The organism is Allomesorhizobium camelthorni (assembly GCF_011045125.1).
Lineage (GTDB): Bacteria > Pseudomonadota > Alphaproteobacteria > Rhizobiales > Rhizobiaceae > Allomesorhizobium > Allomesorhizobium camelthorni.
The window spans coordinates 339106-365791 of sequence record NZ_JAAKZF010000001.1 but is presented as its reverse complement, the minus strand read 5'-3'; the positions used below and the strand labels follow the sequence as shown (position 1 = coordinate 365791).

General features: G+C 62.8%; 26 protein-coding genes. 14 read left to right on the top strand and 12 right to left on the bottom strand.

Annotation, left to right across the window (positions count from 1 at the left end):
* Nucleotides 1–2: 2 nt before the first annotated feature.
* The 3 genes from G6N73_RS01830 to G6N73_RS01820 form a co-directional block, all read right to left on the bottom strand.
* Nucleotides 3–389, bottom strand: a complete 387-nt coding sequence (locus G6N73_RS01830; RefSeq protein WP_165022444.1) for a RidA family protein — start codon at nt 387–389, stop codon at nt 3–5.
* Nucleotides 386–991, bottom strand: a complete 606-nt coding sequence (leuD, locus tag G6N73_RS01825; protein WP_165022441.1) for a 3-isopropylmalate dehydratase small subunit — start codon at nt 989–991, stop codon at nt 386–388. Before leuD ends, G6N73_RS01830 begins: the two co-directional genes overlap by 4 nt.
* 94 nt (nt 992–1085) lie before the next feature.
* Nucleotides 1086–2255: an NAD(P)/FAD-dependent oxidoreductase gene (locus G6N73_RS01820; protein WP_165022438.1), complete on the bottom strand. Its 1170-nt coding sequence runs from the start codon at nt 2253–2255 to the stop codon at nt 1086–1088.
* Nucleotides 2256–2353: 98 nt separating this feature from the next.
* Between G6N73_RS01820 and G6N73_RS01815 the strand changes: the two genes are divergently transcribed.
* Nucleotides 2354–3244: an HpcH/HpaI aldolase/citrate lyase family protein gene (locus G6N73_RS01815; RefSeq protein ID WP_165022435.1), complete on the top strand. Its 891-nt coding sequence runs from the start codon at nt 2354–2356 to the stop codon at nt 3242–3244.
* Entirely contained in the window at nt 3241–3447 is a 207-nt protein-coding gene (locus G6N73_RS01810; RefSeq protein ID WP_165022432.1) for a DUF1737 domain-containing protein, read from the top strand. The genes G6N73_RS01815 and G6N73_RS01810 overlap by 4 nt, the downstream gene beginning before the upstream one ends.
* 105 nt (nt 3448–3552) lie before the next feature.
* Here G6N73_RS01810 and G6N73_RS01805 read toward each other — a convergent pair whose 3' ends face one another.
* Complete coding sequence (locus G6N73_RS01805) at nt 3553–3987, bottom strand: metallopeptidase family protein (RefSeq protein WP_165022429.1); 435 nt, start codon at nt 3985–3987, stop codon at nt 3553–3555.
* A 248-nt stretch (nt 3988–4235) separates the two neighbouring features.
* On the opposite strand from G6N73_RS01805, the gene G6N73_RS01800 reads away from it, so the two are divergent.
* From G6N73_RS01800 to G6N73_RS01790, 3 genes are read left to right on the top strand one after another with little or no spacing between them, the layout of a single operon-like run.
* Nucleotides 4236–5198, top strand: coding sequence for an ImuA family protein (locus tag G6N73_RS01800; RefSeq protein WP_165022426.1), 963 nt, complete (start codon nt 4236–4238; stop codon nt 5196–5198).
* A complete protein-coding gene (locus G6N73_RS01795) occupies nt 5191–6624 on the top strand; it encodes a DNA polymerase Y family protein (protein WP_246251573.1) in 1434 nt (477 codons plus the stop codon). Before G6N73_RS01800 ends, G6N73_RS01795 begins: the two co-directional genes overlap by 8 nt.
* The gene (locus G6N73_RS01790) at nt 6621–9998 is read left to right on the top strand and encodes an error-prone DNA polymerase (RefSeq protein WP_165022423.1); all 3378 of its coding nucleotides are present in this window, start codon (nt 6621–6623) and stop codon (nt 9996–9998) included. Before G6N73_RS01795 ends, G6N73_RS01790 begins: the two co-directional genes overlap by 4 nt.
* Nucleotides 9999–10161: 163 nt before the next feature.
* Here G6N73_RS01790 and G6N73_RS01785 read toward each other — a convergent pair whose 3' ends face one another.
* From G6N73_RS01785 to G6N73_RS01770, 4 genes are all read right to left on the bottom strand, one after another.
* Nucleotides 10162–10731, bottom strand: a complete 570-nt coding sequence (locus G6N73_RS01785; protein ID WP_165022420.1) for a GNAT family N-acetyltransferase — start codon at nt 10729–10731, stop codon at nt 10162–10164.
* Nucleotides 10732–10836: 105 nt separating this feature from the next.
* Nucleotides 10837–11616: a Bax inhibitor-1/YccA family protein gene (locus G6N73_RS01780; RefSeq protein ID WP_165022417.1), complete on the bottom strand. Its 780-nt coding sequence runs from the start codon at nt 11614–11616 to the stop codon at nt 10837–10839.
* A 213-nt stretch (nt 11617–11829) separates the two neighbouring features.
* Complete coding sequence (locus tag G6N73_RS01775; protein WP_165022414.1) at nt 11830–14379, bottom strand: ABC transporter permease; 2550 nt, start codon at nt 14377–14379, stop codon at nt 11830–11832.
* Nucleotides 14379–15074 (bottom strand): ATP-binding cassette domain-containing protein, encoded by a 696-nt coding sequence (locus tag G6N73_RS01770; protein WP_165022411.1) that lies wholly within the window; start codon nt 15072–15074, stop codon nt 14379–14381. The genes G6N73_RS01775 and G6N73_RS01770 overlap by 1 nt, the downstream gene beginning before the upstream one ends.
* Before the next feature lie 64 nt (nt 15075–15138).
* On the opposite strand from G6N73_RS01770, the gene G6N73_RS01765 reads away from it, so the two are divergent.
* Nucleotides 15139–15783, top strand: a complete 645-nt coding sequence (locus tag G6N73_RS01765) for an arylesterase (RefSeq protein ID WP_246251560.1) — start codon at nt 15139–15141, stop codon at nt 15781–15783.
* A gap of 127 nt (nt 15784–15910) precedes the next feature.
* Complete coding sequence (thpR, locus tag G6N73_RS01760; protein WP_165022405.1) at nt 15911–16504, top strand: RNA 2',3'-cyclic phosphodiesterase; 594 nt, start codon at nt 15911–15913, stop codon at nt 16502–16504.
* Here the strand turns inward: thpR and G6N73_RS01755 are convergent.
* Nucleotides 16411–16926: a low molecular weight protein-tyrosine-phosphatase gene (locus tag G6N73_RS01755; RefSeq protein WP_165022402.1), complete on the bottom strand. Its 516-nt coding sequence runs from the start codon at nt 16924–16926 to the stop codon at nt 16411–16413. The genes thpR and G6N73_RS01755 overlap by 94 nt on opposite strands.
* 171 nt (nt 16927–17097) lie before the next feature.
* On the opposite strand from G6N73_RS01755, the gene G6N73_RS01750 reads away from it, so the two are divergent.
* The 3 genes from G6N73_RS01750 to rlmN all read left to right on the top strand — a co-directional run bounded on the left by G6N73_RS01750 (nt 17098) and on the right by rlmN (nt 19623).
* Nucleotides 17098–17463 carry a YkvA family protein gene (locus G6N73_RS01750; RefSeq protein ID WP_425484032.1) on the top strand — a complete coding sequence of 122 codons (366 nt, stop codon included), beginning with the start codon at nt 17098–17100 and terminating at the stop codon, nt 17461–17463.
* Between the two features lie 282 nt (nt 17464–17745).
* Nucleotides 17746–18249, top strand: a complete 504-nt coding sequence (locus G6N73_RS01745; RefSeq protein ID WP_165022399.1) for an invasion associated locus B family protein — start codon at nt 17746–17748, stop codon at nt 18247–18249.
* A gap of 141 nt (nt 18250–18390) precedes the next feature.
* Nucleotides 18391–19623 (top strand): dual-specificity RNA methyltransferase RlmN, encoded by a 1233-nt coding sequence (gene rlmN, locus G6N73_RS01740; protein WP_165022396.1) that lies wholly within the window; start codon nt 18391–18393, stop codon nt 19621–19623.
* A 16-nt stretch (nt 19624–19639) separates the two neighbouring features.
* Here rlmN and G6N73_RS01735 read toward each other — a convergent pair whose 3' ends face one another.
* Both G6N73_RS01735 and G6N73_RS01730 read right to left on the bottom strand, forming a co-directional pair.
* A complete protein-coding gene (locus G6N73_RS01735; protein ID WP_165022394.1) occupies nt 19640–20281 on the bottom strand; it encodes a LysE family translocator in 642 nt (213 codons plus the stop codon).
* A 77-nt stretch (nt 20282–20358) separates the two neighbouring features.
* A complete protein-coding gene (locus G6N73_RS01730; RefSeq protein WP_165022391.1) occupies nt 20359–21306 on the bottom strand; it encodes a hypothetical protein in 948 nt (315 codons plus the stop codon).
* Between the two features lie 156 nt (nt 21307–21462).
* Here G6N73_RS01730 and G6N73_RS01725 point away from each other — a divergent pair, with 156 nt between their 5' ends.
* Nucleotides 21463–22686, top strand: coding sequence for an argininosuccinate synthase (locus G6N73_RS01725; RefSeq protein ID WP_165022388.1), 1224 nt, complete (start codon nt 21463–21465; stop codon nt 22684–22686).
* A gap of 5 nt (nt 22687–22691) precedes the next feature.
* Nucleotides 22692–23210, top strand: a complete 519-nt coding sequence (locus G6N73_RS01720) for a hypothetical protein (RefSeq protein ID WP_165022385.1) — start codon at nt 22692–22694, stop codon at nt 23208–23210.
* 82 nt (nt 23211–23292) lie between these two features.
* Here the strand turns inward: G6N73_RS01720 and G6N73_RS01715 are convergent, their stop codons facing one another.
* Complete coding sequence (locus tag G6N73_RS01715; RefSeq protein WP_165022382.1) at nt 23293–24114, bottom strand: lytic murein transglycosylase; 822 nt, start codon at nt 24112–24114, stop codon at nt 23293–23295.
* A gap of 168 nt (nt 24115–24282) precedes the next feature.
* Here G6N73_RS01715 and G6N73_RS01710 point away from each other — a divergent pair, with 168 nt between their 5' ends.
* On the top strand, nt 24283–25521 hold the full coding sequence (locus tag G6N73_RS01710) for a flavin monoamine oxidase family protein (RefSeq protein WP_165022379.1): 1239 nt from the start codon (nt 24283–24285) through the stop codon (nt 25519–25521).
* A 246-nt stretch (nt 25522–25767) separates the two neighbouring features.
* Nucleotides 25768–26442, top strand: coding sequence for a DUF1236 domain-containing protein (locus tag G6N73_RS01705; protein ID WP_165022376.1), 675 nt, complete (start codon nt 25768–25770; stop codon nt 26440–26442).
* Nucleotides 26443–26686 lie beyond the last annotated feature (244 nt).

Sequence of the window (26686 nt, the reverse complement as noted above, 5' to 3'; positions counted from 1 at the left end):
AATCAGCTTCTCCGCCTGAGCGCAGTCACTTCGATCTCGATCTTCATTTCGGGCTTGTTCAGGCCGCAGACGATCATCGTCGCGGCCGGCCTGATCTCGCCGAACGCCTCGCCGAGTATGGGGAACACGAGATCCACGAACGCCGCGTCGGTGATGTAGTAACGCGCGCGGACCACGTCTTCCAACGAGAAGCCGCCATCTTCCAGGGCCTTGGAAATCGTCGCCAGGCAATTGCGGGCCTGCGCCTCGACGCTCTCCGGCATCGTCATGGTCGCATAGTCGTAGCCGGTCGTTCCGGAAACGAAACACCAGTCGCCTTGCACCACGGCGCGCGAATAGCCGGCAGTCTTCTCGAAGGGCGAGCCGGTGGAGATGAGCTTTCGCGTCATGCCCAGGGGCGGCTCTCGGCGTTCTTCTTCTCGAAGCTGTCGATCGACGAGGCCTTTTCCAGCGTAAGCCCGATATCGTCGAGGCCGTTCAAGAGGCAGTGCCGCTTGAACTCGTCGAGGTCGAACTTCACCACGCCGCCATCAGGGCCGCGAATTTCTTTGGCCTCGAGGTCGATGGAGAGCGTGGCGTTGGAGCCGCGCGAGGCGTCGTCCATCAGCTTTTCCAGATCATCGGGGCTGACGGTGATCGGCAAAATGCCGTTCTTGAAGCAGTTGTTGTAGAAAATGTCAGCGAAGTTGGTCGAGATGACGCAGCGTATGCCGAAGTCGAGCAGCGCCCAGGGCGCATGCTCGCGGCTCGAGCCGCAGCCGAAATTGTCGCCGGCGACCAGGATCTGCGCCTTGCGGTAGGCCGGTTTGTTGAGCACGAAATCCGGGTTCTCCGAACCGTCATCATTGTAGCGCATCTCGGCGAACAGGCCGGTGCCGAGCCCGGTGCGCTTGATCGTCTTCAGATAATCCTTGGGAATGATCATGTCGGTGTCGACATTGACAATCGGCAAGGGCGCGGCGACGCCGGTGAGCTTTGTGAATTTTTCCATGATTTTCGGCCTGAATATCGTTCCGGAAATTCCTCGCCATCGCTCTACACAAATCGCGCGCCGAATCAAAGGGCGGCGTTTTTGCCGCTCCGCCTCAGATCACGTTGAGTTCGCGGAAAGGCCTGCCCTCGGCGACCCGCGCATAGCCGAAGGCCGAGCAGTCGATCGTCCTGTATCCGCCATGGACGATGAGTTCGGCGATCGCCTTGCCGACCGCCGGCGCCTGCTGCAGGCCGTGACCGGAGAACCCATTGGCGAAGACAAAATTCCCCACCTCCGGATGTGGCCCGATCACGGCGTTCTGGTCGAGCGTGTTGTAGTCGTAGTGGCCGGCCCAGGCGCGGGTCGGCTTGATCGCTTCGAAGGCGGGGATACGCGTCGCCAGCACCGGCCAGATCGCCTCCTCGAAAAGCGGCCAGTCCGGGTCGAAATCGGCCGGGTCGGCGGGGCCGTCGCGCTCTTCAGGCTCGGCGCCGCCGGTGATGTAGACCGAGCCCTCCGGCCTGACATAGATGCCGCTTGGATCGACCAGCAGCGGCATGTCGGCGAATTTTTCCATCGCCTCGAAAACGAAGACGCTGCGCTTGCGCGGCTCGACCGGCAGCGCAAGCCCCGCCATCGCAGCTACCTTGCCGGCCGACGGCCCCGCCGCATTGACGACTGTGCCCGCCTCCAGCCTGTCGCAATTGTCGAGCATGACTGCTGTCACGCGCCCGCCTTGGCGCTCGATGCCGGTCACTGCCTGGCCGATAAAATCGATGTTCTTCGCGCGCAGCGCCTTGCGAAACAGCATCAGCATGGCATGCGCGTCGAACCAGCCCTCGCCCGTTCGCCCAAATGCTCCGGCGGTTATGCCCTCCGTCGAGAGCCATGAAAACCGCCGCTCCAACGCAGCCGCATCCTCCAGCACGATGTCGGCGCCTTCGGCCATCTGCACCCTGTGGTTCTGCTCGAGGATGGGCAGCCCGTTTTCGCCCGCCAGAATCAGATAGCCGCCTTCGCGAAAGCCGATATCGGCGTCCGCGCCGAATTCCTGCTCCAGCCGCCGGAACAGCGCCAGCGTGAACTGCGACAGCCTTATGTTCTCGGGAATGGAAAACTGCTGCCTTATCGAGGCGCAGGACAGCGTCGTCGCCGAATGGGTGAACTGCGGATCACGCTCCACCAGCGCGATCGAGCCGGAAAACCCCTCCTCGCGCAGATAATAGGCGATCGAGCTTCCGACGATCGCCCCGCCGATGATCACCACATCATACCGCGCCATGCGCTATCCTCGAATGTCGAGCCGTAATGAAGAAACCCGCTTCAAGCACTGCCGGGCAAGGACTTGCAAGGGCCAAGATTGGCGGGCATGAAGTCCAAATGCCGCAACCGAATTTTTCACCGCGCCGTTCGGTGCTTTATGTCCCCGCCTCCAACGCGCGGGCCGTGGCAAAGATTCCCTCGCTCGCCTGCGACGCGGTCATCCTCGACCTTGAGGATTCGGTGGCGCCCGCAGACAAGATCTTGGCCCGCGAGAGCCTGAAAGCGATATTCGCCAACCGCCCCGCCGGCCCGCCCGAAATCGTCATCCGCATCAATCCGCTGGCCGGCGAATGGGGAGCTGACGATCTCCTGGCGGCCATCGCCTGCGCGCCCGACGGCATCCTGCTTCCGAAGGTCGACACGCCACGCGACGTGCTGGAGCCCGGCGATTTGCTCGACGACAAAGATGCGGCCGAGAGCGTGCGGCTCTGGGCGATGATCGAGACGCCGCGCGCGCTCGTCAACATCGCGGCCATCGCCGAACTCGGCCGCGACCTGGCCGCGCGGCTTTCCTGCCTCGTCGCCGGAACCAACGATCTGGTCAAGGAAACCGGCATACTGCCTACGGCTGACCGGCGCTACCTCACGCCCTGGCTGATGCAGATGGTTCTGGCGGCGCGCGCCGGCGGCCTCGACATTCTGGACGGCGTCGCCAATGATTTCCGCGACGCCGAGGCGTTTTCCCGCGAGTGCGGCGAGGCGGCGGCCATGGGCTTTAATGGCAAAACACTGATTCATCCCTCGCAGATAGAGCAGGCCAATGCCGTGTTTTCGCCGTCGCCGGAGGCGCTGGCCGAGGCTGCTGAAATAGTGGCGGCGTTCGAACTGCCGGAAAATGCCGGAAAAAACGTACTAGCGCTGGACGGCCGCATGGTCGAACGGCTTCATCTCATCCAGGCGGAAAAACTGCTGGCGAAAGCAGCGGCGATCAAAGGAGCAAACGAATGAAACTCTACCGCTTTCTCACCGGACCCGACGATGCGAGCTTCTGCCATAAGGTGACCGATGCGGTGAGCAAGGGCTGGCATCTGTTCGGCTCGCCGACCTATGCTTTCGATGCCGAGACCAAGACGATGCGCTGCGGGCAGGCGGTGGTGAAGGATGTCGACGGCGTGGATTACGAGCCGGGAATAAAACTGAGCGATTATTGATCGGCACTCCTCTCCTGAGCTTGTCGAAGGATCACGGGGAGAGGGCAGGGTGGGGCATAGTTGCCTCCACTGAAAACAGAAACGCCCGACGCGTCGATGCGCCGATCACGTCTGCGCCTGGTCTGCGGCGGCCTCCAGCGCTTCCATGTCGTCGTCGCTGAGCCCAAAGTGGTGGCCGATTTCGTGGATCAGCACATGGGTGACGATGTCGCCAAGCGTCTCCTCGTTCTCGGCCCAATAGTCGAGGATGGCGCGGCGGTAGAGCGTCACGCGGTTGGGACCCTCGCCGGTCTGCGGGTTCCATCGCTCGGCAATGCCGCGCCCCTCGAACAGGCCGAGCAGGTCGAAGGGCGTCTCCAGCGACAGATCGTCCATGATCTCGTCGGTGGGAAATTCCGCGATCTGGATGATGACTTCGCCGGTCAGCTTGCGAAAATCCTCGGGCAGATGGGCGTAAGCCTCGAGCGCCAGGAACTCCATTTCCTCCATCGACGGCGAAAGCTGGTCGTGCCAGGCGCGGGTCTTGTAGATGCGGGCCATTCTTTTTCCTTTTGACGGCATATAGCCGTTTGGCCGGCGGCTTTCGAGAGCTTTGCGGGGTGATGGATAAATTTGCCGATACCCAGCGATGCGTCAGGCCGCGCAACGGCGGCTTCCAGCGCTAGCCCATACTTTCTATATCTATGCTTGAGGAATAAATTCTCCTCACGACTCGCTTGACTCTCCAGTCAGCCTCTGGAATCAATAGGAACATAACAGGAACAAGAGAGCCGGGAAGGCAGACCGTCATGGCGACATCCGCCTTGGCGCAGGAGACCGTTTTTGCCCTGCGCCGGAAAATCGCGAAGATCGAAGGGCGGCTTGCCGAGCATCTTGGTGAGGTTGAAGAAGATGCGACCGGCGAGGCTCTGCTTCGCCGCCACGGGCTTGTCCGGCGGGAGCGGGGCTTTTTAGCCACCGGCGCCGAACGGTTCGATGCAGCGCTCGGCGGCGGCCTGCCGGAGGCTGCGCTGACGGAAGTTCACGGCCCGGCAACACGCGATGCCGCCGCCGCGGCCGGCTTTGCCCTGGCGGTCATGTCCGTTTCTCTTGGCCCGGTCGCAGCACCGATGCTGTGGATCGGAACCTCGGAAGTTTTCCGGGAGGCTGGTTTCCCCTACGCGCCTGGAATGCTCTCCTTATACAATATCGATACAGCCGAGCTCATGGTTGCGCAGACGCCGAAGCTTGCGGACGCGCTTTGGATCGCCGAGGAAGCCGCACGGCTGAAGGGGTTCTCGGCGGTCCTCCTCGAAATTCGCGGCAACCCTTCACATCTGGATCTTGCGACGACACGGCGGCTGCATTTTCGCGCCCGGGAAGCAGGCCGCCCCGTGTTTCTGCTGCGCCAGGCCGCCCGGCCCGAGCCGACAGCGGCGCCAGTCCGGCTTGTGGTGTCGTCCGCGCCCTCCGGGCTGCGGCGCACCTTCTCTGGTCCGCTCGCCGGCTCGATCGGCCCCCCGGGCTTTACAATCGCCATCAGCAAGAACCGAACCTCGCCGCCAACGCAATTCACGTTGGAATGGAACCCCCATGAGCACAGTTTCAAGGAAAGACGGGCGGAGAATCCTGTCCCTATGGTTCCCGTATCTCAGCACGGAACGCATATTGCGCAAAAGACTGGGACGGTTCTGGCGTTCCGGCCCGAAGAACTCGCCGCTGGTCATCAGCCGCCAGGAGAAGAACTCCCAGTGCATCGCCGCCTTGGATGAACAGGCTGAGGCGTCGCGGCTGAAACGCGGGATGGGCATTGCGGATGCCCGCGCGATGTATCCCTCGATTGAGATTATCGAGGCGGAGCCGGCGGCGGATCTGAGGCTGCTCGAAAGCCTGGCCGACTGGTGCGATCGCTACACGCCGCTGGTGGCATTGGACGGAGTGGATGGGCTTTTTCTCGACATCTCCGGCTGCGCACATCTCTTCGGCGGCGAAAAGGCGCTGCTCGACGATCTCTTGGCGCGGCTTTTCCAGCAAGGCTTCGACGCCCGCGCCGGCCTCGCCTCTACGGCAGGCGCCGCCTGGGCGGCGGCGCGGTTTTCATCAGGCAGCGGCATTCTCCCCGAGGGGCAGGAGAAACGTTTTATGGAGCCGCTCCCGCTCTCAGCCCTGCGTCTCGATCCCGGCGTCCGTGCCGGTCTGGAGAGCGTTGGCCTGAGGAGCGTCGGATCGATAATGGCGGCGTCCCGCGCTCCGCTTGTCCGCCGCTTCGGCGCGGTGCTGCTCGTCCGGCTCGATCAGGCGCTGGGCAGGATCGAAGAAGCGATATCGCCGCGCCTGCCCGTGGCGTCGCTTTCGGTAGAGCGGCATTTCGCCGAGCCCATAGTGCTGATCGAGGACATCGAGCGCCTTGTGCTGATGCTTTCCGCGGGTCTCAAGCGGGATCTTGAACGTCGCGGCGAAGGCGCCCGGACGCTCGAGCTTTGTCTTTTCCGGGTGGATGGGGCCGTCAGCCGTGTCGCGGTCAGCGCCTCGATGCCCATTCGCGAGCCGCGTCTCATCGGCAAGCTTTTTCACGAAAGGCTTGCCGCGCTCGAAACAAGCATCGAGGTCGGCTATGGTTTTGATCTCGTCCGCCTCTCGGCCTTCTCCACCACGCTGTTCGAAACAGAGCAAGGCGATCTCACCGGCGAAACGGCATCCAATGACGAGGATATCGCATTGTTCGCCGATCGCGTCCGGGCGCGCTTGGGCAGAAACACCCTGCTGAAACCGATGCTCGTCGAGAGCCATCTGCCCGAACGGGCGGCATCGCTGCTTCCGTTCGACGAAATGAGACCCAAGAGGGTCGAGCCTTCCAGGTCCGACAGAAAAAATTTGCCGGCATCCTGCAACTCTTTTCCTGAACGCCCGCTCCGCCTCTTTATCCGCCCCGAGCCGATTCACGTTCCGATGACCGAAGTACCGGAAGGTGCGCCGCCGCATTTCCATTGGCGGCGCGCCCTGCACCGGGTCGCACGCGCGGAAGGACCCGAACGCATCGCGCCGGAATGGTGGCGGCAGGAAAATAACGCCGAGACCCGGGATTATTTTCGCGTCGAGGATTCAAACGGCCATCGTTACTGGCTTTACCGGGAAGGGCTTTACGGCGTTCCGGGGTCAAATCCGCCGCGCTGGTACATGCAGGGATTTTCCGCATGAACGCTTCTGCCGCTCCCACTTATATCGAATTTGCCGTCCAATCGAATTTTTCCTTTTTGCGCGGCGCCTCCAAACCAGAGGAGCTTGTCCTTACCGCCTGTCTTCTCGGTCATGCCGGAATGGGTCTTGCGGACCGCAATACGGTCGCCGGCGTGGTGCGCGCCTGGAGCCAATCCAAGCATATCAAACTTTCGGAAAACGCCGATTCCATCCAGTTCCCTTACCATCCTGGCTGCCGGCTCGTTTTTGCCGACGGCACGCCGGATGTGCTCACCTATCCACAGGACAGGAAAGGCTGGGGGCACCTTTGCCGTCTGCTCACCCAGGCCAACATGCGCGATGAAAGCGAGAAGGGCGCGCCGCTCGTCTATCGGGACGATCTCCTCGAATGGGGGGATTGCATGTCGCTTGCCGTCATTCCCGACCTTGCGAAAGAAACGGCAGCTGAGCTGAATTTCCTGCACCTGCTCCGAAAGCGTTTCAGAAAATTGGTATGGCTCGCCGTCTCGCCGGATTATGGCGGCAATGACCGCTTTCGCATCGAGCAGGCGGCCGACATGGCGGCGGCGGCGCGCCTGCCGCTGATGGCGATCAACGATATCCTCTATCATGTGCCGGAGCGCCGCCCGCTTCAGGATGTGCTGACCGCTATCCGGCTGAATGTTCCGGTCGCCGAAGCCGGTCTGGAATTGAAGGCCAATGCCGAACGCTATCTGAAGCCGCCGGCAGAGATGGCGCGTCTTTTCCGCCGTTATCCTGAAGCGCTGGCCGAGACGGTGCGTTTTGCGAAAACGCTGAGGTTTTCGCTGACGGAGTTGAAACACAATTATCCCGACGAGCCGACGGAATCCGGACTTCCTCCACAGGCGGAACTCGAACGGCTGAGCTGGGAAGGGGCCCGGGACCGCTATCCGGACGGCGTGCCTGAAAGGATCGAACAACTGCTGCGGCACGAACTCGCCATCGTCTCGAAGCTGAATTACGCCCGCTATTTCCTTACGGTCCACGACATCATGAAATTCGCCCGCTCGCAGAAGATACTCTGCCAGGGCCGGGGCTCCGCCGCCAATTCCGTCATCTGCTTCTGTCTTCGGATTACCGATGTTGGGCCAGACATCATCGACCATCTCTTTGAACGATTCATTTCGGTCGAGCGCAATGAGCCGCCCGACATCGATGTCGATTTCGAGCACGAGAAACGTGATGAGGTCATCGAGTACATCTACAAGAAATACAGCGAGAAGCGCACGGCGCTGGCCGCAGCGGTTGTAACCTATCGCGGCCGTTCTGCGCTCAGGGAAGTCTCGAAATCGCTCGGCCTGTCCGACGACGTCATGTCAGCCCTTTCGGGTTCGATATGGGGCTGGTCCTCTTCAGAGCTCAGCGAGAAGGAAGCCAGGGCGGCCGGCCTCGACAAGTCCGACCTGCGGACCCGGCATGTGATCGCCCGCGCGAATGACATTCTGGGTTTTCCGCGGCATCTGTCGCAGCATGTCGGCGGCTTCGTCATCACGAGAGACCGCCTCGACGAAATCGTCCCGATCATGAAGACGGCCATGGACGAGCGCAAGATGGTCGAATGGGACAAGGACGACCTCGATGCCGTCGGCATTCTGAAAGTGGATATTCTGGCGCTCGGCATGCTGTCATGCCTGCGCCGTGCCTTCGACATTCTCGAACGCCGGTATGATGTCCGCGACGCGCACGGGCGGCCGGTCGAATTGGCGACCATCCCGACCGAGGACAAAAATGTCTACGACATGATCTGCCGCGCCGATACGATCGGCGTTTTCCAGATCGAGTCCCGCGCGCAGATGTCGATGCTGCCGCGGCTTCGCCCGCGTGAATTCTACGATCTCGTCATCGAGGTGGCGATCGTGCGACCCGGCCCGATCCAGGGAGATATGGTGCATCCCTATCTGCGTCGGCGACAGGGCAAGGAAGGCATCGAGTACCACACTCCGGAACTTAGGCAGATACTGCACAAGACGCTCGGCGTGCCCTTGTTTCAGGAACAGGCGATGAAAATCGCAATCGTCGCCGGCGGGTTCGAGCCCGGCGAAGCCGATCAGTTGCGGCGCGCCATGGCGACGTTCAAGCGCACGGGAACAATCGGCAATTATCGCGAAAGAATGATCAAGGGCATGGTGTCTCGCGGTTATCCGCAGGAGTTCGCCGAGCGCTGTTTCAAGCAGATCGAGGGGTTCGGCGAATACGGCTTTCCAGAGAGCCATGCCGCGTCCTTCGCGCTGCTGGTCTACGCCTCCTGCTGGTTCAAGACCTATTTTCCCGATGTTTTCTGTGCGGCGATCCTGAATTCCCAGCCCATGGGTTTTTACAGGCCGGCGCAGCTCGTGCGCGACGCCGAGGAGCACGGCGTCGAGATCAGGCCAGTCGACATCAACCATTCCGGCTGGGATTGTACGTTGGAGGAGGCTCCCTTCGATACCTCGCGAATCGGCGCGCGTCACGCTGAAATGCGAGGTGTGATCAAGGCTCGTCATGCGGTCCGGCTCGGTTTCCGGCAGGTCAAAGGGCTATCGGAAGAGAGCATGGAGCAATTCGTGGATAGGCGCGGACTCGGCTACGATTCGGTGCGCGATGTCTGGCTGCGGTCCGGCCTCAATGTGGGGGAGATCGAGCGGCTCGCCGAAGCCGACGCATTCCGCTCGATCGGCCTTGATCGGCGTGACGCTCTGTGGGCCGTGCGCGCGCTCGACGGGAAAAGCGCCGCCGAAAAGCTGCCGCTGTTCGATCGTCCCGAAATCCGCCTGCGCGACAACGAACCCGAAACAAGGCTGCCCGTGATGCCTCTTGGCGAGCATGTCATTCACGACTACCGGTCGCTCGGCCTGTCGCTCAAGGCGCATCCGATTTCTTTCTTCCGCGGGTCCCTCGACAAAGCAGGCATAACGCCCAATGCCCGTCTCAAGGATGTGGCCGACGGCAGACGGGTTTCGGTGGCCGGCCTTGTGCTTGTTCGGCAGCGGCCGGGCACGGGGAATGCGATTTTCCTGACGCTCGAGGACGAAGAGGCGGTCGCCAATATCATCGTCTGGCCGAGGATTTTCGATCGGTTCCGCGCGGTCGTCATGAGTTCACGTTTCATCCGCGTCAGCGGCCGGCTGCAATCGGAATCGGGCGTCATCCATATTGTGGCGGAGAAGATCGAGGATCTTTCCCACTGGCTGGCCGAGCTCTCAGAGGAAGCCCAATTGGCCGCGGCCGGTCCGGGCGGGCGAAATGGCCGGGAGCCGCCAGGGCGCAATTTTCTCACGCAACGGGAAAAAAAGACGCCGTCAGCCGCAAACGACCATGAGGAGCTGTCGCGGAGGGCGAGCAGCGTCATGCCCAAGGGGCGCAATTTCCAGTAGCTGAGTCTTAGTCAATGGTCTGCGCGGACAAAGCTATCGGTCAATGGAATCGAGGCCGCGAAGGGTAGGGATCCACCGGAGCAGGTTGATTCTTGGGCGAAGGCGTGGCCAGCCCGGTCGAGCGGACCCGAAGGATTGCCAGACCAGGCCCTGCTCATAAGTTTCAGCGCGACGGCGCCCGGAACCGGCGCTCCGGCAGTGAATCCGGATCGGGATCCGTATCCGAGCCGCCATTCATCGCCAATTGCATGAACACCGTGTCCAGCCAGCGGCCATGCTTGTAGCCGGACCCCTCGAGCCTGCCGGAGTGGCTAAACCCCATCCTCTCATGCAGTTTCACCGACGGGCTGTCGGGCCTGCCGTCACCGATCACCGCGACGATCTGGCGAAAGCCGAGCGCTCTCGTGTCGGCGATCAGCCGCTCGAGCAACGCCTTGCCGACCCCGCACCCCTTCGCCTCCGGCGCCACATAGATCGAGTCCTCGACGATGAAGCGGTAAGCCGGCCGCGGCCTGAAGGCGCTCGCATAGGCATAGCCGACAATTTCGCCGTCGGCTTCCGCGACGATGTAGGGGTAGCTGGACGAGGTCAGCGCCGCAAAGCGCGCGCCCATCTCGCTCCTCGTCGGCGGTTCGAGCTCGTAGCTCGCCGTGCCGTGCTCCACCGCGTCGGCGTAGATTTCGGTAATCCGGTCGAGGTCAGTCTCCACCGCGGCTCTAATGAAAATGCCCATAAATTGTGCAGCCCCGATCTTCTGCTCCAATTGAAGCAGGGGCGGGCGCAAAAGAAAAGGGCGGCCGTTGGGCCGCCCTTGATTGGTTTGCTGGTCCAAGACGAACTATTCGCGGTTGCCCAGGAACGACAGCAGGAAGGCGAACAGGTTGATGAAGTCGAGATAGAGCGTCAGCGCGCCCATGGTGGCCTTGCGGCCGGCGACCAGCACGTCGTCGCCCTCGAAATACATCTCCTTGATCTTCTGCGTGTCGTAGGCGGTCAGGCCCGAAAAGACCAGCACGCCGATCGCCGAGATGGCGAACTGCAGGGCCGAGGACTGCAGGAAGATGTTGACCACCATGGCGATGATCAGGCCGAACACGCCCATGACGAGGAACGTGCCCATGCCGGACAGATCGCGCTTGGTGGTGTAGCCCCAGAGCGACAGCGCGCCGAACGCGGTCGCCGTGATGAAGAAGGTCTGCACGATGCTTGCCGAGGTGTAGACCAGGAAGATCGACGACAACGACAGGCCCATCAGGCCGGCGAAGATCCAGAATGTGGTCTGGGCGGCCGAAACGCTCATCGTGTGGACGCGGGCGCTCAGGTAGAAGACCATGCCGAGCGGCGCCAGCATGACCACCCAGCGCAACGGCGAGCCATAGAGCAGCGCCCCTGCATTGGTCAGCATCTTGCCGTTGGCAAGCGTGGCCACCGCGCTCGCGGGATCGTTGGTGGTCGCCACCATGACGGTGCCGAGCGCGGCCAGGCCGGTGATTGCGAGGCCAAGCGCCATAAGGTTGTAAACCTTGAGCATGTAGGCGCGCAGGCCCTCGTCGATAGCGGCGCCGGCGCGGGAGCCCGCTACCCCGGCGCGTGCCTGATAATTGCGAAGGTCAGCCATGATTTCCTCTATTGCTTTGCCCCGTCCGGTGTCAGGTCGTCGCCGACCCAGGCGCCGCTGGCGGGGACTCCAGCATGCCTGTGGCGGAATATGATGCTTCTTTCGGGTTAGGACAAGACCCGTTACACGCCGCAACCCGGCGTGAACGTCCAAATCGACAAGCAAAACGCCGAATCCAGCCGGGGCAGCAACCCAAACGCTTGGGTTGCGTTCCTACAGATTGCGCAGAACCGGCGCGGCCTTGTGGCCCAACACCCGCCATGTTCCGACCAGGCCGATGCCGACCGTCAGAACCAGGGCGAACAGGATCGTCGATACCGCGACTTCCGGCAGGAAACTGGAGGGGAGCGTCATGATCCGCGCCACGATGAACCAGGCGGCTATGCCGCCGGCGAAAAGCGCGAAAAGCGCGGTGGCCAGCCCGATCAGCAGGTATTCGAAGGAGAAGGCCGCGATCAGGGTACGCCGTGTCGCCCCCAGCGTCTTCAGAACCACCGCATCGTGGATGCGGGCGCGGTTGCCCGCCGCCAGCGCTCCCGCCAGCACCAGCACCGAGGCGATCAGCGCCACGCTGGCGGCGGCGCGTATCGCGGTCGCCAGTTGCGCGACGATGCGGTTGACCACGTCCAGCGCGTCCTTGACCCTGACCGTGGTTACGGTGGGGTAAGCTCGCGTCACCAGATTGAGGATGCGAGATTCGTCCGCCGCTGTAGCGCCTTCAACCGACAGCGTAGCCAGCCAGGAATGCGGCGCGCCGGCGAATGTGTTGGGCGAGAACACCATGACGAAATTGATGCCCATCGATTCCCACTGCACTTCGCGGAAATTGGCGATCCTGGCGGTGACGTTGCGGCCAAGCACGTTGACGGTCACGGTGTCGCCGATTTCCAGGCCGATCTCGCGGGCCTCTTCCGCCGAGAAGGACACCAGAGGTTCGCCGTCGTAGTCCTCCGGCCACCATTCCCCTTGCGACAGCGTCGCGTTTTCGGGAACGGTCGCCGAGTGGGTAAGGCCCCGGTCGCCGCGCAGCACCCATGCGCCTTCCGGGGGCACTTGCATCGTCTGTACGTCGACGCCGTTCAGCGCCATGATGCGACCGCGCAGCATCGGCACGCGCATCAGCTTTCCGGCCGGCGCCGCCTCCTGCACGAGCGTCGCGAATGCGTCGACCTCGCTGGCCTGGATGTCGACGAAGAAGAAATTCGGCGCGCGCTCGGGCAGGCTGCCCGCGATCTGCCGCCTGAGATTGCCGTCGATCAGCGCCAGCGTGACCAGCAGCGTCAGGCCAAGTCCCAGCGACAGCACGACCGAAGGCGTCAGCGCGCCCGGCCGGTGAATGTTGCCAATCGCCAGCCGGAGCGCGGTGGAGCGCACGCGCGGCGACTTTTTTGCCAGCCACTGCACGGCGATGCCGACGCTGCGCAGCACAATGAAGGCAAAGACAGTCGCACCGACGAAGATCGCGGCAATCCGCCTGTCGCCGGAAAACCAGATCGCCAGGAGTGCTAGAATAACCGCAAGGCCGAGCGAAGCGGCGACATAGGCGAGCTTCGGCAGGCCGCGGCCGCCAAAGCCCATCTCACGAAACAGCGCGGTCGCCTGCACGTCGCGCGCTCTTCCAAGCGGCAATATGGCGAAAGCCAACGTAACCAGCACTCCGAACAGCGCCGCCATGGCGAGCGCCATCGGATAAAACCCGCCTTCGGCAGGCACCGGGATAACCGAGGACAGCGCAGCGCCGGCGGCGAAAGGCATCAGCGCGGCGAGCGCCAAGCCGGCGGCGATGCCGATACCGGCGATGATCAGGATCTGCACGAGATAGACGGCAAAAACAAAGCCGCCGGACGCGCCGAGGCTCTTGAAGGTGGCGATCACGCCACGCTTGCCGTCGAGATAGGCGCTGACCGCGTTGGCGACCCCGACCCCGCCGACGACAAGCGCCGTTAGCCCGACCAGCGTCAGGAACTGCGAGAACCGCTCTATGTTGGACGCCAGCGCAGGCGCGGCATTGCTGCGTGTCCTGACGCTCCATCCCGCCTCCGGAAAGCGCTCCGCCGCTTCGTCCCGGATCGCCGCGAGATCCGCCTCGGTCGAATTGGCGGGAAGCCGAACCTTATAGGCATGCTCGACCAGGCTGCCCGGCTGGATCAGACCAGACGCGCGCAGGCCATCGAGCGACACCATGAGCCTCGGCGCGAAACCGAACCCGTCCGACACGGCGTCGGGTTCGGTTACGATCCTGGCGCGCAGTTCGAATGTCGCGCCGCCGAGCTTGATCCGGTCGCCAAGCTCGATGCCCATCCGCTCGAAGAATATGTCGGGCGCCGCGGCCCCAAAAGCGCCAGCCTTTTCGCCGAACAGTTCTGTGCGCGATAGTACCGGCTCGGTCAGCAAGGCGCCGTAGAGCGGGTAGGCTTCGTCGACCGCCTTGACCTCGGCGAGCGATTGGTCGGAGCCGTCCTCGAGCCGCGCCATCGAGCGCATGTTGGCGCTTTCGGCGAGTGTGCCGAGTTGCGTGACGAAGGCGCGTTCCGCCTCCGTCATCTCACGCTGGTTCAGTTCGAAGCGGATGTCGCCGCCAAGCAGAGTCTGGCCTTCATTGGCGACGCCTGCCGTAATGGCGCGGGCGACCGAATTGACGCCGCCGATCGCAGCGACGCCAAGTGCGATGCAGGTCAGGAAGATCATGAAGCCGGAAAGCCCGCCGCGCATTTCCCGCAGCGAGAAACGAATGGCGAGCTTCAGCGTTTGCGAGAGCGGCATCAGGCCGACACCGCGATCAGCGGAGCAGCTTCGATACGACCGGAGCGCATCGACACCTGCCTCGCGCAGCGGGAAGCAAGCGCCGGGTCATGCGTCACCAGAACCAGCGTCATGCCGCGCTCGCGCGCTTTGGCGAACAGCAAATCCGCCACCTGCCGGCCGGTCGCCTGGTCGAGATTTCCCGTAGGCTCGTCAGCAATCAGGATGCGCGGTTCGGGCGCCAGTGCCCGGGCGATCGCCACGCGCTGCTGCTCGCCGCCCGACAATTCGCCGGGATAGTGGGTGACGCGGTCGGCAAGGCCGACGGCCTCCAGTTCGTGCGCGGCTATGGCGAATGCGTCCTTGCGGCCGGCAAGCTCCAGCGGCACGGCAACATTTTCCAGCGCGGTCATGTTGGGGATCAGATGGAAGGACTGGAACACAATGCCGATATTACGGCCGCGAAAAGCTGCGATCTGGTCTTCGCTCCTGCCGTTCAGAACTTCGCCGGCGATGCGAACTATGCCGGCGTCGACCCGCTCCAGCCCGGCAAGCACCATCAGCAGGGTCGACTTTCCCGAGCCCGACGGCCCGACGATGCCGGTCGCCTCACCGGCGGTGACGTCGAGGCTGACGCCCTTCAGGACATGGACGGAGGAAGCGCCTTCGCCGAGCGTTAGCGACACGTCCTTCAGATGGATGACGGGTTCTGTCACGGAAAATCTGTCCTATATGGAGGAGACGAAGCCGGAAGCGCTTTCGTCATATGGGTTGTTGGTCATGGCATTCAAACGTCCGGCTCCGGCTTTGCTCGTCGTCATTCTCGTCTGGTTCGCATTTTTATCTCCGGTTATGGCCGAGCCGCACCAGATCGTCGGCTTCGGGGATAGCCTGATGGCCGGCTTCGGCCTCAATCCCGGCGAGAGCTTTCCCGAAAAGCTTGAAAAGGCGCTACGCGCCAGAGGTCACGATGTCGTGATCGCCAATGCCGGAGTTTCGGGCGACACGACCAGCGGCGGCCTTGCGCGGCTCGACTGGTCGGTGCCGGACGGTACCGACCTGGTCATTCTGGAGCTTGGCGCGAACGACATGCTGCGCGGCGTCTCACCCAAGATCACCGAAAATAACCTCGACGCGATGATTGCACGGTTGAAGGCCCGCAACGTCACCATTCTACTGGCCGGCATGCGCGCCGCGCCAAATCTCGGACCGGACTATGCCGCCGCCTTCAACGGCATCTATTCGCGGCTGGCGGAAAAGCACGGTCTTCCGCTCTATCCGTTCTTTCTCGACGGCGTCGCTGCCGACCGCAGCTTTCTGCTGGAAGACGGAATGCATCCGAATGCGGCCGGCATCGATCGCATGGTCGAGCGCTTCCTGCCCACGGTGGAAAAGCTGATAGTGGAGCGGCCGGACGGCACATGATGCTGCGTGCTAGAACACAACGCCCGCCGTAAATGTTGAGCGAATGTAACCAATAAACAGCTTGCGGCCCGTCCGGATCGGTGATTCGCTGGTCTCGAGATTTCGATTCGATGAAGGGAGCCTGGCCATGCCGCGACTTTTCACCGCCCTCGAAATTCCCCGCGATGCCGCATTGTCCCTCTCCCTGCTCCGCGGCGGCCTGCCCGGAGCGCGCTGGGCCGACGTCGAGAATTACCACATCACGCTTCGGTTCATCGGCGATGTCGAAGGCCATGTCGCCGACGAAATCGCCAATGCGCTGGACCGGGTGCGGCGGCCCTCCTTCTCGCTGGCCCTGTCCGGCGTTGGAGCGTTCGGCTCGAAAAAGCCGCACGCTATCTGGGCCGGCGTCACCGCATCGCCCGATCTCAACGCCTTACAGGCGGAAATCGAGCGCATCTGCCAACGCGTCGGCGTAGCCGCCGACCCGCGCAAATTCATGCCGCACGTCACCCTCGCCCGGTTGAGGAATCCCAACCCGGTCGATGTCGCGCAATATCTCTCGGCGCGCGGCAACTTTTCGACGATGCCGTTTAAGGCCACCCGCTTCGTCTTGATGTCGTCGCGCGATTCCGTCGGTGGCGGGCCCTATGTGGTCGAAGAAGTCTGGCCGCTTATTGGCGCCGACTCGCGCTCCAGCCTGTCGGCCAGCTTTTCCGAAGCCTGGCGGACCATGCGGTAGACAGAGGCGAAGCCGTCGGCCCCACCGTAATAGGGGTCCGGCACCTCGCTTGCGGCGCCCTCGGCGAAATCGAGAAACAGCAGGATCTGGCCTTTGGCATCCGGCGGCGCCAGTGCCTTCAGGTCTTCGACGTTTGACCTGTCCATCCCGAGGATGAGGTCGAAGCGGTGGAAGTCCTCGGGTACGACCTTGCGCGCCTGTTGCGCCGAAATGTCGATGCCGTGGCTGGCCGCGATCGCAATCGAGCGCGGATCGGGGGCGGAACCGTGATGCCACCCGCCGGTTCCAGCGGAATCGATGAGATAGGCGCTTTCGGTGCCGCGCGAAGCCGCTACGGCGCGGAACACGCCCTCAGCCAGCGGCGAGCGGCAGATATTGCCGAGGCAGACGAAAAGTATGCTGGTATGCGCCTTTGCGATCATCGATCGTCCGCTGTGATGACAGGACGGAACTCGATTAACACGGTGGCGGAAAATGGCCAGAGTGAAAACTTGCCAGGGAGATGAACCGCTGCGCCGGCGCTCTTGCGCGGCGCGCATCTTGCGAAAGCCCGTGCCATTTCCCACATTTCCGCTGTCGAGGAGGCAAAGGGCATGGCTACGGCAAACAATTTCGGCTTCCGCATGTTCGGCGGGGGCAACGACAATCCCGAGAACGATGTCCGGGCAAGGTTCTGGCAAACCGCCAAGCGGGCAGCACGACAGGTGCCGTTCATGGACGAAGTGGTCGCTGCCTATTATTGCGCGCTTGATAGCCGGACGCCGTTGCGGGCCAAGGGCACACTGCTGGCGGCGCTTGCCTATTTCGTTCTGCCGGCCGACGCCATTCCCGATTTCATCCTCGGCCTCGGCTTCACCGACGACGTTGCGGTGTTGACCGCCGCGATCGCCACCGTGAAGGCGCACGTCACCCCGGCTCATCGGCTTGCTGCCCGCAGAGCGCTGGCCGAACTGGATTGAACGATTTTTGCCATTCCGGCGCTGACGCACGGTTTCACGCTGAAACGAAAAGTCAAACTCTTGCCGTTTTTCCCGTCTTGAACAGTATATGGGACGAGCGTCGGGCCGTGCGAACGGTCGTGGCGTCTGGATGGCGGTAGTGCCAAAATGGCCGAAACGGATCCTTTTTTGGAACGCGGTTCACCATTTGGTAACCCAGATTAAATCAAAATGAACCGAACGGCAGGGCCCGGATCCGGCCTGCCCCCGCATACCATGCGAAAAGACAGGGAAACGGTAATAATGCGCGGATTGATTGCGACGATTTCAAGCCTGATCCTGGTTGCGAGCGCCATGCCGGCGCTGGCCCAGTCGGCTACCAAGATCGGCCAGCACAGCGCCTGGGGCACCTACAGCTATCAGGCAAACAACGGCAAGGTTTGCTATGTGCTGACCGTGCCGACCGACAAGCAGCCTGCCAACCTCGACCATGGCGACATCTTCTTCTTCGTCAGCCAGCGGCCGGGACAGGATGTCTCTTTCGAGCCGCAATTCATCGCCTCGTACGATTTCCAGGAAAATTCCAAGGTTTCGGTCACCGTCGGTGACAAGTCCTTTTCCATGTTCACCCGCGGCAAGTCGGCCTGGGTGGAGAATGCCGCGGAAGAGCCGTTGCTGATCGCGGCGATGAAGGCCGGATCCGACATGAAGGTCGCGGCCAAGTCCGGACGCGGCAATCCGACCAATTACGCATTCTCGCTGAAGGGCATTTCGGCTGCGCTTTCTTCGATCGCCAGCTGCAAATAACGGACGCCAGTTTGGTTCAGATGGGCCGGACCATCGTCCGGCCCTTTCGCGTTTCCGCTCCGGCGTGACGCAGCCGCCTCGCCGTGATATGTGCGCGGCAAAGTTAGACAAATCGGCTTCGGCCCCCCATATGGCGTCGCCATGACCCTTTCGCTTGATCTCACCGCCAATCCTACGCGCGATGCGTTGCGCGCCCGCGCCGCCATGCCGGCAAAAGGGTCGCTGATCGGCCTGTCGCGCGCCGAACTCGGCGAGGCGCTGATTTCGGCCGGTGTGCCCGAGCGCCAGGCGAAGATGCGCGTCCAGCAGCTCTGGCACTGGCTCTATGTGCGCGGCGTTTCGGATTTCTCCGAAATGCTCAACATCTCCAAGGATCTTCGCGCGACGCTGGAGCAGCATTTTACAATCGCCCGCCCGGAAATTGTCGAGGAGCAGATCTCCAATGACGGCACGCGCAAATGGTTGTTTCGATTTCCGCCGCGCGGCGCAGGCCGGCCGGTCGAGATCGAGACGGTCTATATTCCGGAAGAAGGCCGCGGCACGCTGTGCATCTCCAGCCAGGTTGGCTGCACGCTGACTTGCTCCTTCTGCCACACAGGCACGCAGAAACTGGTGCGCAATTTGACGGCGGAAGAAATCCTCACCCAGTTGATGACGGCGCGCGACAGGCTCGGCGATTTTCCCGAGCGCGGCACGCCGGACGGCGCCATCGTGCCGGCCGAAGGCCGTAAGGTCACCAATATCGTCATGATGGGCATGGGCGAGCCGCTCTACAATTTCGAGGAGGTCAAGAAGGCGCTGCTGATCGCCTCCGACGGCGACGGGCTTTCCCTGTCGAAGCGCCGCATCACGCTGTCGACCTCCGGCGTCGTGCCCGAAATCTTCCGCACCGGCGACGAAATCGGGGTCATGCTGGCGATCTCGCTGCATGCGACCAATGATGACCTGCGCGACCTCCTGGTGCCGATCAACAAGAAGTATCCGTTGAAGGATCTGATCGCCGCCTGCCGCGCCTACCCCGGCCTATCGAATGCGAAGAGAATAACGTTCGAATATGTGATGCTGAAGGACGTCAACGATTCCATCGAAGACGCCAAGGCGCTGATAAAACTGCTGCGCGGCATTCCAGCAAAAATCAACCTGATCCCGTTCAACCCGTGGCCCGGCACCAACTACCAGTGCTCGGACTGGGAAACGATCGAGAAGTTCGCCGATTACATCAACAACGCCGGCTACGCCTCGCCGATCCGCACTCCGCGCGGCCGCGACATTCTCGCTGCCTGCGGCCAGCTCAAATCGGAATCCGAGCGCATGAAGAAGGTCGACCGCCTGGCGCTCGAAGCCATGATGATCGGCGGCCACGGCGAGGCGTGACCGGGGGCCAGCCGGGCTATTTCGCCTGCGCCGACAAGATCTTGAGCGCGAAGGCCGAGAACACGCCGGCGAACAGATAATCGACCACCCGCGTCACCGTAGGGTTCTTCTTCAGAAGCCCGGCGAACTTATCGGCGGCGATCACCATCGGCGCCGTCACCGGCAACGACAGCGGGATGAACAGCAGGCCGAGGAAAAGCAGTTTTGCCGGCGCGTTCGGGTCGCTTGCCGAGACGAATTGCGGCAGGAACGTCATGAAGAACAGGATGACCTTGGGGTTCATGAGATTGATGCCGAGCCCGGTCGCCCAGTTCTGGAACAGGCTGCGGCCCGAGCCGGCCTTCTTTTCAGGCGAGAAAGCCGAGCCGTTGCGGATCGCCTGATAAGCCAGCCAGACCAGATAACCCGCGCCAAAGATCTTCAGCACCAGGAATGCCTGCGGCGAGGCGACGATCAGCGCCGAAAGCCCTAGCGCAACCAGTGCGGTGTGAATGATGACGCCGGTCATCGCGCCGAACATGCAGGCAAAACCTGCGGCGCGGCCTTCCGAAAGCGCGCGTCCGACGAACAGGGTCATATCCGGCCCGGGCGTGATCGCGATGATGAAGGTCGCGACCGCGAACTGGACGATGATGCTGGCTTCCGGAATGAACGGCATGGTGCGGACCTCGCGCGGCGACGGCGTTCAATATACGAATCTCCGCCGACACTCCAGCGTATTGATCGCAGGTTTGGCTACTGGACCGCGCCCCGCAATTCGGCATCCTTCGCGATAGCAGACTCGCGGATCTCGTAAGCAAGGCCGTTCCACATCCAGTGACTCGGCTCCGCACCGCCACCCTGGGCCAGCGTGACAAGGTCGGGCCAGCCGTCAGCCGAGGTTTTCGGGTCGAGGTAAAGCGCCATGCCTTCGCTGTTGTAAACCTCGCGCCAATCTCCGCTCGCGCCCTGTCGGGCAAAGCCGCTCAGCGTGCAGCCGGACTCGCCGTAATAGCGGCTGGAGCCGCAAAGCGAGGCAAAGACCATCTCGGCGTCCGGCGCGACCTTGACCGAGGCAGCCGCCAACACCGGCTGCTTGCCCGTCGCCTTGCGAAACAACGCCGCTTCTTCGGCCATGAGTTTTGCCGCGGTTCCGATGGCCTGATCCGTTTCCGAGAGAGCGACGCTTTGATATGCCGACATGTCAACTTCGCTGCAACGTGGCGCGACCGCGTCGAGCACTGCGCGCGACCCCCTCAGCGAAAACATCGTGGCGGGCTCCCCGTTGAATGCGAAGGAGAGCCTGTTGCCCGCCTTCAGAAGTTCGAGCGTTTCGAACGGAATGGCGATCGTCGCAACGCCGGAACTCAGGCTTGCCTTGGCGGGCAGGTCGACCCCATCTATCGCGACCACCGCATCCGTTACCTGACGGGGCGCCGCCGATGTGGCCTCGACGCGCAGGCGAAAGCTCCAGCGCTGTTCGGCACAGGAAAACGAACCGCCGGTGATTGCGGTTGCCTTCAGCGGAACCGGCAGTATGGCGACGGCGCCGCTTCCAGCTTCCTCCCAGCGGTCGCCGGCCATGGCCGGCGGCGCTCCAGCCAGCAGGAAGGCGGCGGCGCAAAAACCCAACCACCCACGTCCGGCAATCCGGTTCCCGGCCGGTTCGGCAGCCCCTTCAATGATTTCGGTGAGTTGAGCCATCGGGCGCGAAGTCTTCGCCAGATTCGTTAAAAGTTTATTGAATGTCGCTTTGACCTACGCACAGGCCGGGCCTTGTCCGGCCCGGCATTCCTGCTAAAAGTCGCGCCCGAGACGCGGCCTAAACGAAGTGCTGCTCAGCAAAGCCTCGGGGTAAAAATGTCGAAGTGGAAAGACGTGAAAAAGGTCGTGCTCGCCTATTCCGGCGGTCTCGACACCTCCATCATCCTGAAATGGCTCCAAACGGAGCTGGGTGCGGAGGTCGTGACCTTCACCGCCGATCTCGGCCAGGGCGGCGAACTGGAGCCGGCGCGCAAGAAGGCCGAGATGCTTGGCATCAGGGACATCCGCGTCATGGATGTGCGCGAGGAGTTCGTCCGCGACTTTGTCTTCCCGATGTTCCGCGCCAACGCGGTCTATGAGGGCACCTATCTCCTCGGCACGTCGATCGCGCGGCCGCTGATCTCGAAGCATCTCGTCGACATCGCCAGGGAAACCGGCGCCGACGCCATCGCCCATGGCGCCACCGGCAAGGGCAATGACCAGGTCCGCTTCGAGCTCTCCGCGTACGCGCTCAACCCTGACATCAAGGTCATCGCGCCGTGGCGCGACTGGTCGTTCAAGTCGCGCACCGACCTCCTGAACTTTGCCGAGCAGCACCAGATCCCGGTGCCGAAGGACAAGCGAGGCGACGCGCCGTTTTCCGTCGACGCCAACCTCCTGCACTCATCCTCCGAGGGCAAGGTGCTTGAGGATCCGTGGAGCGAGCCGCCGGAATTCGTCCATCAGCGCACCATTTCGCCGATGGACGCGCCGGACGCCGTGACCGAGATCACCATCGAATTTAAGAATGGCGATCCAATCGCGCTCGATGGGAAAAAATTGTCGCCGGCTACGATGCTGGCCGCGCTCAACGATCTCGGCCGCGACAACGGCATCGGCCGGCTCGACCTCGTGGAAAATCGCTTCGTCGGCATGAAATCGCGCGGCGTCTACGAGACGCCCGGCGGCACGATCCTGATCGCCGCACACCGCGCGATCGAATCGGTCACGCTCGATCGCGGTGCGGCGCACCTGAAGGACGAGCTGATGCCGCGCTATGCCGAGCTGATCTACAACGGCTTTTGGTTCTCGCCCGAGCGCGAGATGCTGCAGGCGCTGATCGACAAGAGCCAGCAGGATGTCGAGGGCGAAGTGCGGCTGAAGCTTTACAAGGGCAACGTCATCGTCACCGGCCGCCGCTCGCAGAAGTCGCTCTATTCCGATGCGCTGGTCACCTTCGAGGATGACCGCGGCGCCTACGACCAGAAGGACGCCGAGGGGTTCATCCGCCTCAACGCGCTGCGTCTCAGGACGCTTGCCGCCCGCAATCGAAAAGGCTGAGGTCCATGCGCCTCGGCCGCTGCATCGTCGCGCTGGTCTGTTCGACGGGTGCCGCATCGGCGGGCGAGTTCGACCCCTTCGCCGTCGATCTGGTATCGCTGATCGAGTGCCGCGAGGAGGCTCGGACCTATAACAGCTTTGCCCTGTGGCTGACCGGCGAGCCGGCAGCCGCTGAGGCATTGGGCTGGCAGGAAGTCGCCTCTGACAATCCGTTCCTGAAGGAGTATCGCCTGCCTGCCGCGATCGGCATCTTCGGCTACAACGCCGACCGGGTTGCTTTCACCGCGTCCGGTCCGATGGCGGTGCTCGACGGTGTCGCTCCGGACGAGCTGGCGAAGAAGCTCGCAATCACGCCCGAGATCGCCACAGCCGGCAAATTCCTGGGCGAGAAAGTCGTCCTGGAGGCGAAGGAGGAGGATCTTGGGATGGTCTTCGAGACACGGATCACGCTCAACGTGTCCACCGTCGATTCCCATCCGGGCAAGACGCTTGCCGGGTGCTCCTACAGGATCGAAGTGCGATAGGCCGCGTGCGGCCGCACTGGTGGCGCATCACAAGCCTTGAAGCGCCGGGCGCGGTGGCCCGGCGCTGCAGCGATAGTCAAGCTTACTGCCCGTCGATTTCCGCGCCGATGATGGCGATCGCCTGCTGGTAGACGCTGGCCGAGTTCCAGCCCTGGATCGCGCCGAAATTTGCCTGGCCCGGCTGGTAGCCGCCGCCGGCTCGCCAGCCATGGCCGCGCAGGAAATTGGCCGTCGAGGCGAGCGCGTCGGCCTTCGACTTGACCATGTCGATCCTGCCATTGCCGTCGCCGTCGACGCCGTATTTCAGCACATTGACCGGCAGAAACTGCGTCTGCCCGATCTCGCCATGCGCCGCGCCGATCGCCGAAGGGCTCAGCGTGCCGTTCTGGACGAGCTGCAATGTCGCATAAAGCTGGTTGGTGAAGAATTCCGTGCGGCGGCAGTCATAAGCGAGCGTCGCCACGGCCGAGACGGTGTTCTGGTTGCCGAGGAAGCCGCCGAAGCCGGTTTCCATGCCCCAGATCGCGAGCAGGGGGCCGGCCGGGACGCCGTAACGCTGCTCGATACTGGCGAACAACGCGGCATTCTGCTTCTTCAGGCTCTTGCCCTTTGAGGCGATCTGCTTGCCGCCGCGTTTGGCCATGAACTGGCCGAGCGACAGCTTGAAGCTTTTCTGGTTGCGATCGGCGTGTATCGTCTTGCTCGCGTATTTGGCGTTGTCCAGTGCGCCCAACGCCCTGCCGCCAATCCCGCGGGCCGCCGCCTCCTGTTTGAACTCCTGTTTCCAGTTCTCGAAGCCGGCCGCATTGTTGCCGCATCTGGCGGCCTGCGCGGCCCCTGCCCCGACGCCGAGCATTGCGCATACGGCAGCGGCTAAAATCGTTCCTTTGGCAAAAGATGCCATGCTGCTCTCTCCTGGCTACCTGAATTGATCCCCCGAAGGGAGCCCGCCGGCGAATCGCCCTATTTGTGACTGCCAAACGGTCAAACGTGATGACATTCGGGCCGCTGGCGAACGCCGAAGAACTTCCCTACGATCAAGTATATAATGTGGCAAGGGGCTGAATAAGTCATGAAAGACGTTGATGTCGTGGTCGTCGGCGCGGGTTCGGCTGGTTTGGCCGCAGCCAAGACCCTGCGCGCGGCAGGGTTGAGCTTCACCGTTCTGGAGGCGATGAACCGCGTCGGCGGCCGCGCCTGGACCTCTACCGAGCATTTCGGCATCCCCTTCGACATCGGTTGCGCCTGGATCCACGCGGCCGACCGCAATCCCTATTTTGCGGAAGCCGAAGCCGCCGGCTGGACCCTTCACCATCACGACATGAACGTCGACCATCTCTACTACGGCAAGCGCAAGGCCTCGGAAGAAGAAGAAGCGGAGATGAAGCGCGCCGACTACGAGATGTCGGCGGCGTTGGAAGAATGGAGCGGGACCGACGGCAACGTCTCGTTGCTTCTTGCCTCCGGCCATGCGCCGCGCGCCGCCGCTACCTTTGCCGGGCCTATGGATTTCGGCAAGGATTACGACGAGGTCTCGATAGAAGACTTTCGCGCGGCCGCCGATCTCGATCCGAATTACTTCACCAGGGAAGGTTTTGGCGCGCTGGTGGCGCAATACGGGGCCGATGTACCCGTCGAACTGTCGACTCCGGTCCGGAAAGTTCTGTGGGACGTGCCGGGCGTCGCCTGCGTCACCGATCGCGGGACGATCCGCGCCAGAGCGGTGATCGTCACCGCTTCGCCGGCGGTGCTGGCATTCGAGGAGATCGAATTCTCGCCCGCTTTGCCCGTCGCCGTCGTCGAGGCGTTCTTCGATCTGCCGATGGGCATGCTCACCAAGCTGCCGATCGAGATCAGGGGCGCTCGGCTCGGCCTTGCCCCGTTCGACGACCTCCTGATCGAACGGCCCGCACGTCACGACATCTATTTCCTGTGCTTTCCGTTCGACACCGATCTCATGGTCGGCTTCGTCGGCGGAGATTTTGCGTGGGAAATGTCGGCGGCGGGCGAGGCGGCGGGCGTCGATTTCGTCACCGACAGGCTCTGTGGGATATTCGGCAACGATGTCAGGAAGCATGTCGGCCGTGCCGCCATGACCAATTGGGGTGGCGAACGCTTCGTGCGCGGCGCCTATGCGGCGGCCCGTCCAGGCAGGGCGGCTGCGCGCGCCACGCTCATGGAGCCGATCGCTGAACGCATCTGGTTCGCCGGCGAGGCCCTGGCTGGATCGCTGATCCAGACCTGCGGCGGCGCAAGGCTTTCGGGCGAAGCGGTAGCCCGGCAGGTGGCCGCGCAACTCGGCGCGAAATAAGTCTGCAAATTGGAAGCGAGTACGGCCGCGAGGGTTTTGCGCTGGGACACACAATTTCGCTGGCGTCGTGTGGAGCTGAACTGCGAAAATCTGACCGTTCGTGGGTGAACTCCTCGCTCGGCGCTGATCCGTTGCTTCTGCAAGACAGTGTAACAAACCGTCAGGCCGCCGAATGGTTTGGGCCGGAACAGAACCGGTTTGGCTCCGTTTATGACCGACGGGACAACGAATCCACGGAGCATTACTATGAAACCCAATCTCCTGATTTCCGCTGCTGCCAGTGCATTGCTTGCAATGTCGGCATCGGCACTCGCCCAGACATCCGTCACCGCTACGACGGACCTCAACGTCCGCGCCGGCCCCGGTCCGCAGCATCCTGTCATCGGCGTTCTGGCCGCCGGACAGGCGACGACGCTGAATGGCTGCATCGAGGGCAGTAAATGGTGCTCCGTCGCCGAAGCCGGTGGCCAGGGCTGGGTCTATTCAGACTATCTGACAGGCAATTTCGGCGGCCAGCAGGTGGTGATTACAGAACGTCCTGCCGGTTCCGTCGAGGTGGTCACTGCCCCGTCCGGTGATGGCGGCGCGGAAGGCGCTGTTGTGGGCGGCACCACCGGTGCTGTTGCCGGAGCGATCATCGGCGGACCTGTGGGCGCAGCTGTCGGCGGCGTTGCCGGCGCGACCATCGGTGGCGCCACGGGCGCTGCCGCCGAGCCGCCGGCCGAGGTGCGCACCTTCATAACGTCCAACCGGGTCGAACCGGTCTTTCTCGAAGGCGAGGTCGTGGTCGGCGCCAGCCTGCCCGAAACCGTCGAACTTCGCGAAATCCCGAACTACGAGTACCGCTACGTCAACGTGAACAACCAGCCGGTGCTCGTCGAGCCAGGTACTCGCAGGATCGTTTACGTCATGCGGCAGTAGCAGCCGAAGACTTTCTTTCCGGAACGCCGGGCACATAGCCCGGCGTTCGTTCATCTAAATGCGATGTCTCGCTGGCGAGGTCGTTCCCGTCACTACCTTGACATTTGGCGCTGCATGATGTTCTTGCGCTGCAAATTCCGCGACGAGTACAGACTCCGAGCAGCCGACCGGGACCCTTAGAGGTATAAATCGATCCTGGAGGCCAACACCCGGCAGCGCGATGCGCCCCCGGGTGCTTTTTGGC

Excerpts from the sequence above, each read along its gene's own strand:
- G6N73_RS01830 (WP_165022444.1), bottom strand. The coding sequence starts at position 389 with ATGACGCGAAAGCTCATCTCCACCGGCTCGCCCTTCGAGAAGACTGCC.
- leuD (WP_165022441.1), bottom strand. The coding sequence starts at position 991 with ATGGAAAAATTCACAAAGCTCACCGGCGTCGCCGCGCCCTTGCCGATT.
- G6N73_RS01820 (WP_165022438.1), bottom strand. The coding sequence starts at position 2,255 with ATGGCGCGGTATGATGTGGTGATCATCGGCGGGGCGATCGTCGGAAGC.
- G6N73_RS01815 (WP_165022435.1), top strand. The coding sequence starts at position 2,354 with ATGCCGCAACCGAATTTTTCACCGCGCCGTTCGGTGCTTTATGTCCCC.
- G6N73_RS01810 (WP_165022432.1), top strand. The coding sequence starts at position 3,241 with ATGAAACTCTACCGCTTTCTCACCGGACCCGACGATGCGAGCTTCTGC.
- G6N73_RS01805 (WP_165022429.1), bottom strand. The coding sequence starts at position 3,987 with ATGGCCCGCATCTACAAGACCCGCGCCTGGCACGACCAGCTTTCGCCG.
- G6N73_RS01800 (WP_165022426.1), top strand. The coding sequence starts at position 4,236 with ATGGCGACATCCGCCTTGGCGCAGGAGACCGTTTTTGCCCTGCGCCGG.
- G6N73_RS01790 (WP_165022423.1), top strand. The coding sequence starts at position 6,621 with ATGAACGCTTCTGCCGCTCCCACTTATATCGAATTTGCCGTCCAATCG.
- G6N73_RS01785 (WP_165022420.1), bottom strand. The coding sequence starts at position 10,731 with ATGGGCATTTTCATTAGAGCCGCGGTGGAGACTGACCTCGACCGGATT.
- G6N73_RS01780 (WP_165022417.1), bottom strand. The coding sequence starts at position 11,616 with ATGGCTGACCTTCGCAATTATCAGGCACGCGCCGGGGTAGCGGGCTCC.
- G6N73_RS01775 (WP_165022414.1), bottom strand. The coding sequence starts at position 14,379 with ATGCCGCTCTCGCAAACGCTGAAGCTCGCCATTCGTTTCTCGCTGCGG.
- G6N73_RS01765 (WP_246251560.1), top strand. The coding sequence starts at position 15,139 with ATGGCATTCAAACGTCCGGCTCCGGCTTTGCTCGTCGTCATTCTCGTC.
- thpR (WP_165022405.1), top strand. The coding sequence starts at position 15,911 with ATGCCGCGACTTTTCACCGCCCTCGAAATTCCCCGCGATGCCGCATTG.
- G6N73_RS01755 (WP_165022402.1), bottom strand. The coding sequence starts at position 16,926 with ATGATCGCAAAGGCGCATACCAGCATACTTTTCGTCTGCCTCGGCAAT.
- G6N73_RS01750 (WP_425484032.1), top strand. The coding sequence starts at position 17,098 with ATGGCTACGGCAAACAATTTCGGCTTCCGCATGTTCGGCGGGGGCAAC.
- G6N73_RS01745 (WP_165022399.1), top strand. The coding sequence starts at position 17,746 with ATGCGCGGATTGATTGCGACGATTTCAAGCCTGATCCTGGTTGCGAGC.
- rlmN (WP_165022396.1), top strand. The coding sequence starts at position 18,391 with ATGACCCTTTCGCTTGATCTCACCGCCAATCCTACGCGCGATGCGTTG.
- G6N73_RS01735 (WP_165022394.1), bottom strand. The coding sequence starts at position 20,281 with ATGCCGTTCATTCCGGAAGCCAGCATCATCGTCCAGTTCGCGGTCGCG.
- G6N73_RS01730 (WP_165022391.1), bottom strand. The coding sequence starts at position 21,306 with ATGGCTCAACTCACCGAAATCATTGAAGGGGCTGCCGAACCGGCCGGG.
- G6N73_RS01725 (WP_165022388.1), top strand. The coding sequence starts at position 21,463 with ATGTCGAAGTGGAAAGACGTGAAAAAGGTCGTGCTCGCCTATTCCGGC.
- G6N73_RS01720 (WP_165022385.1), top strand. The coding sequence starts at position 22,692 with ATGCGCCTCGGCCGCTGCATCGTCGCGCTGGTCTGTTCGACGGGTGCC.
- G6N73_RS01715 (WP_165022382.1), bottom strand. The coding sequence starts at position 24,114 with ATGGCATCTTTTGCCAAAGGAACGATTTTAGCCGCTGCCGTATGCGCA.
- G6N73_RS01710 (WP_165022379.1), top strand. The coding sequence starts at position 24,283 with ATGAAAGACGTTGATGTCGTGGTCGTCGGCGCGGGTTCGGCTGGTTTG.
- G6N73_RS01705 (WP_165022376.1), top strand. The coding sequence starts at position 25,768 with ATGAAACCCAATCTCCTGATTTCCGCTGCTGCCAGTGCATTGCTTGCA.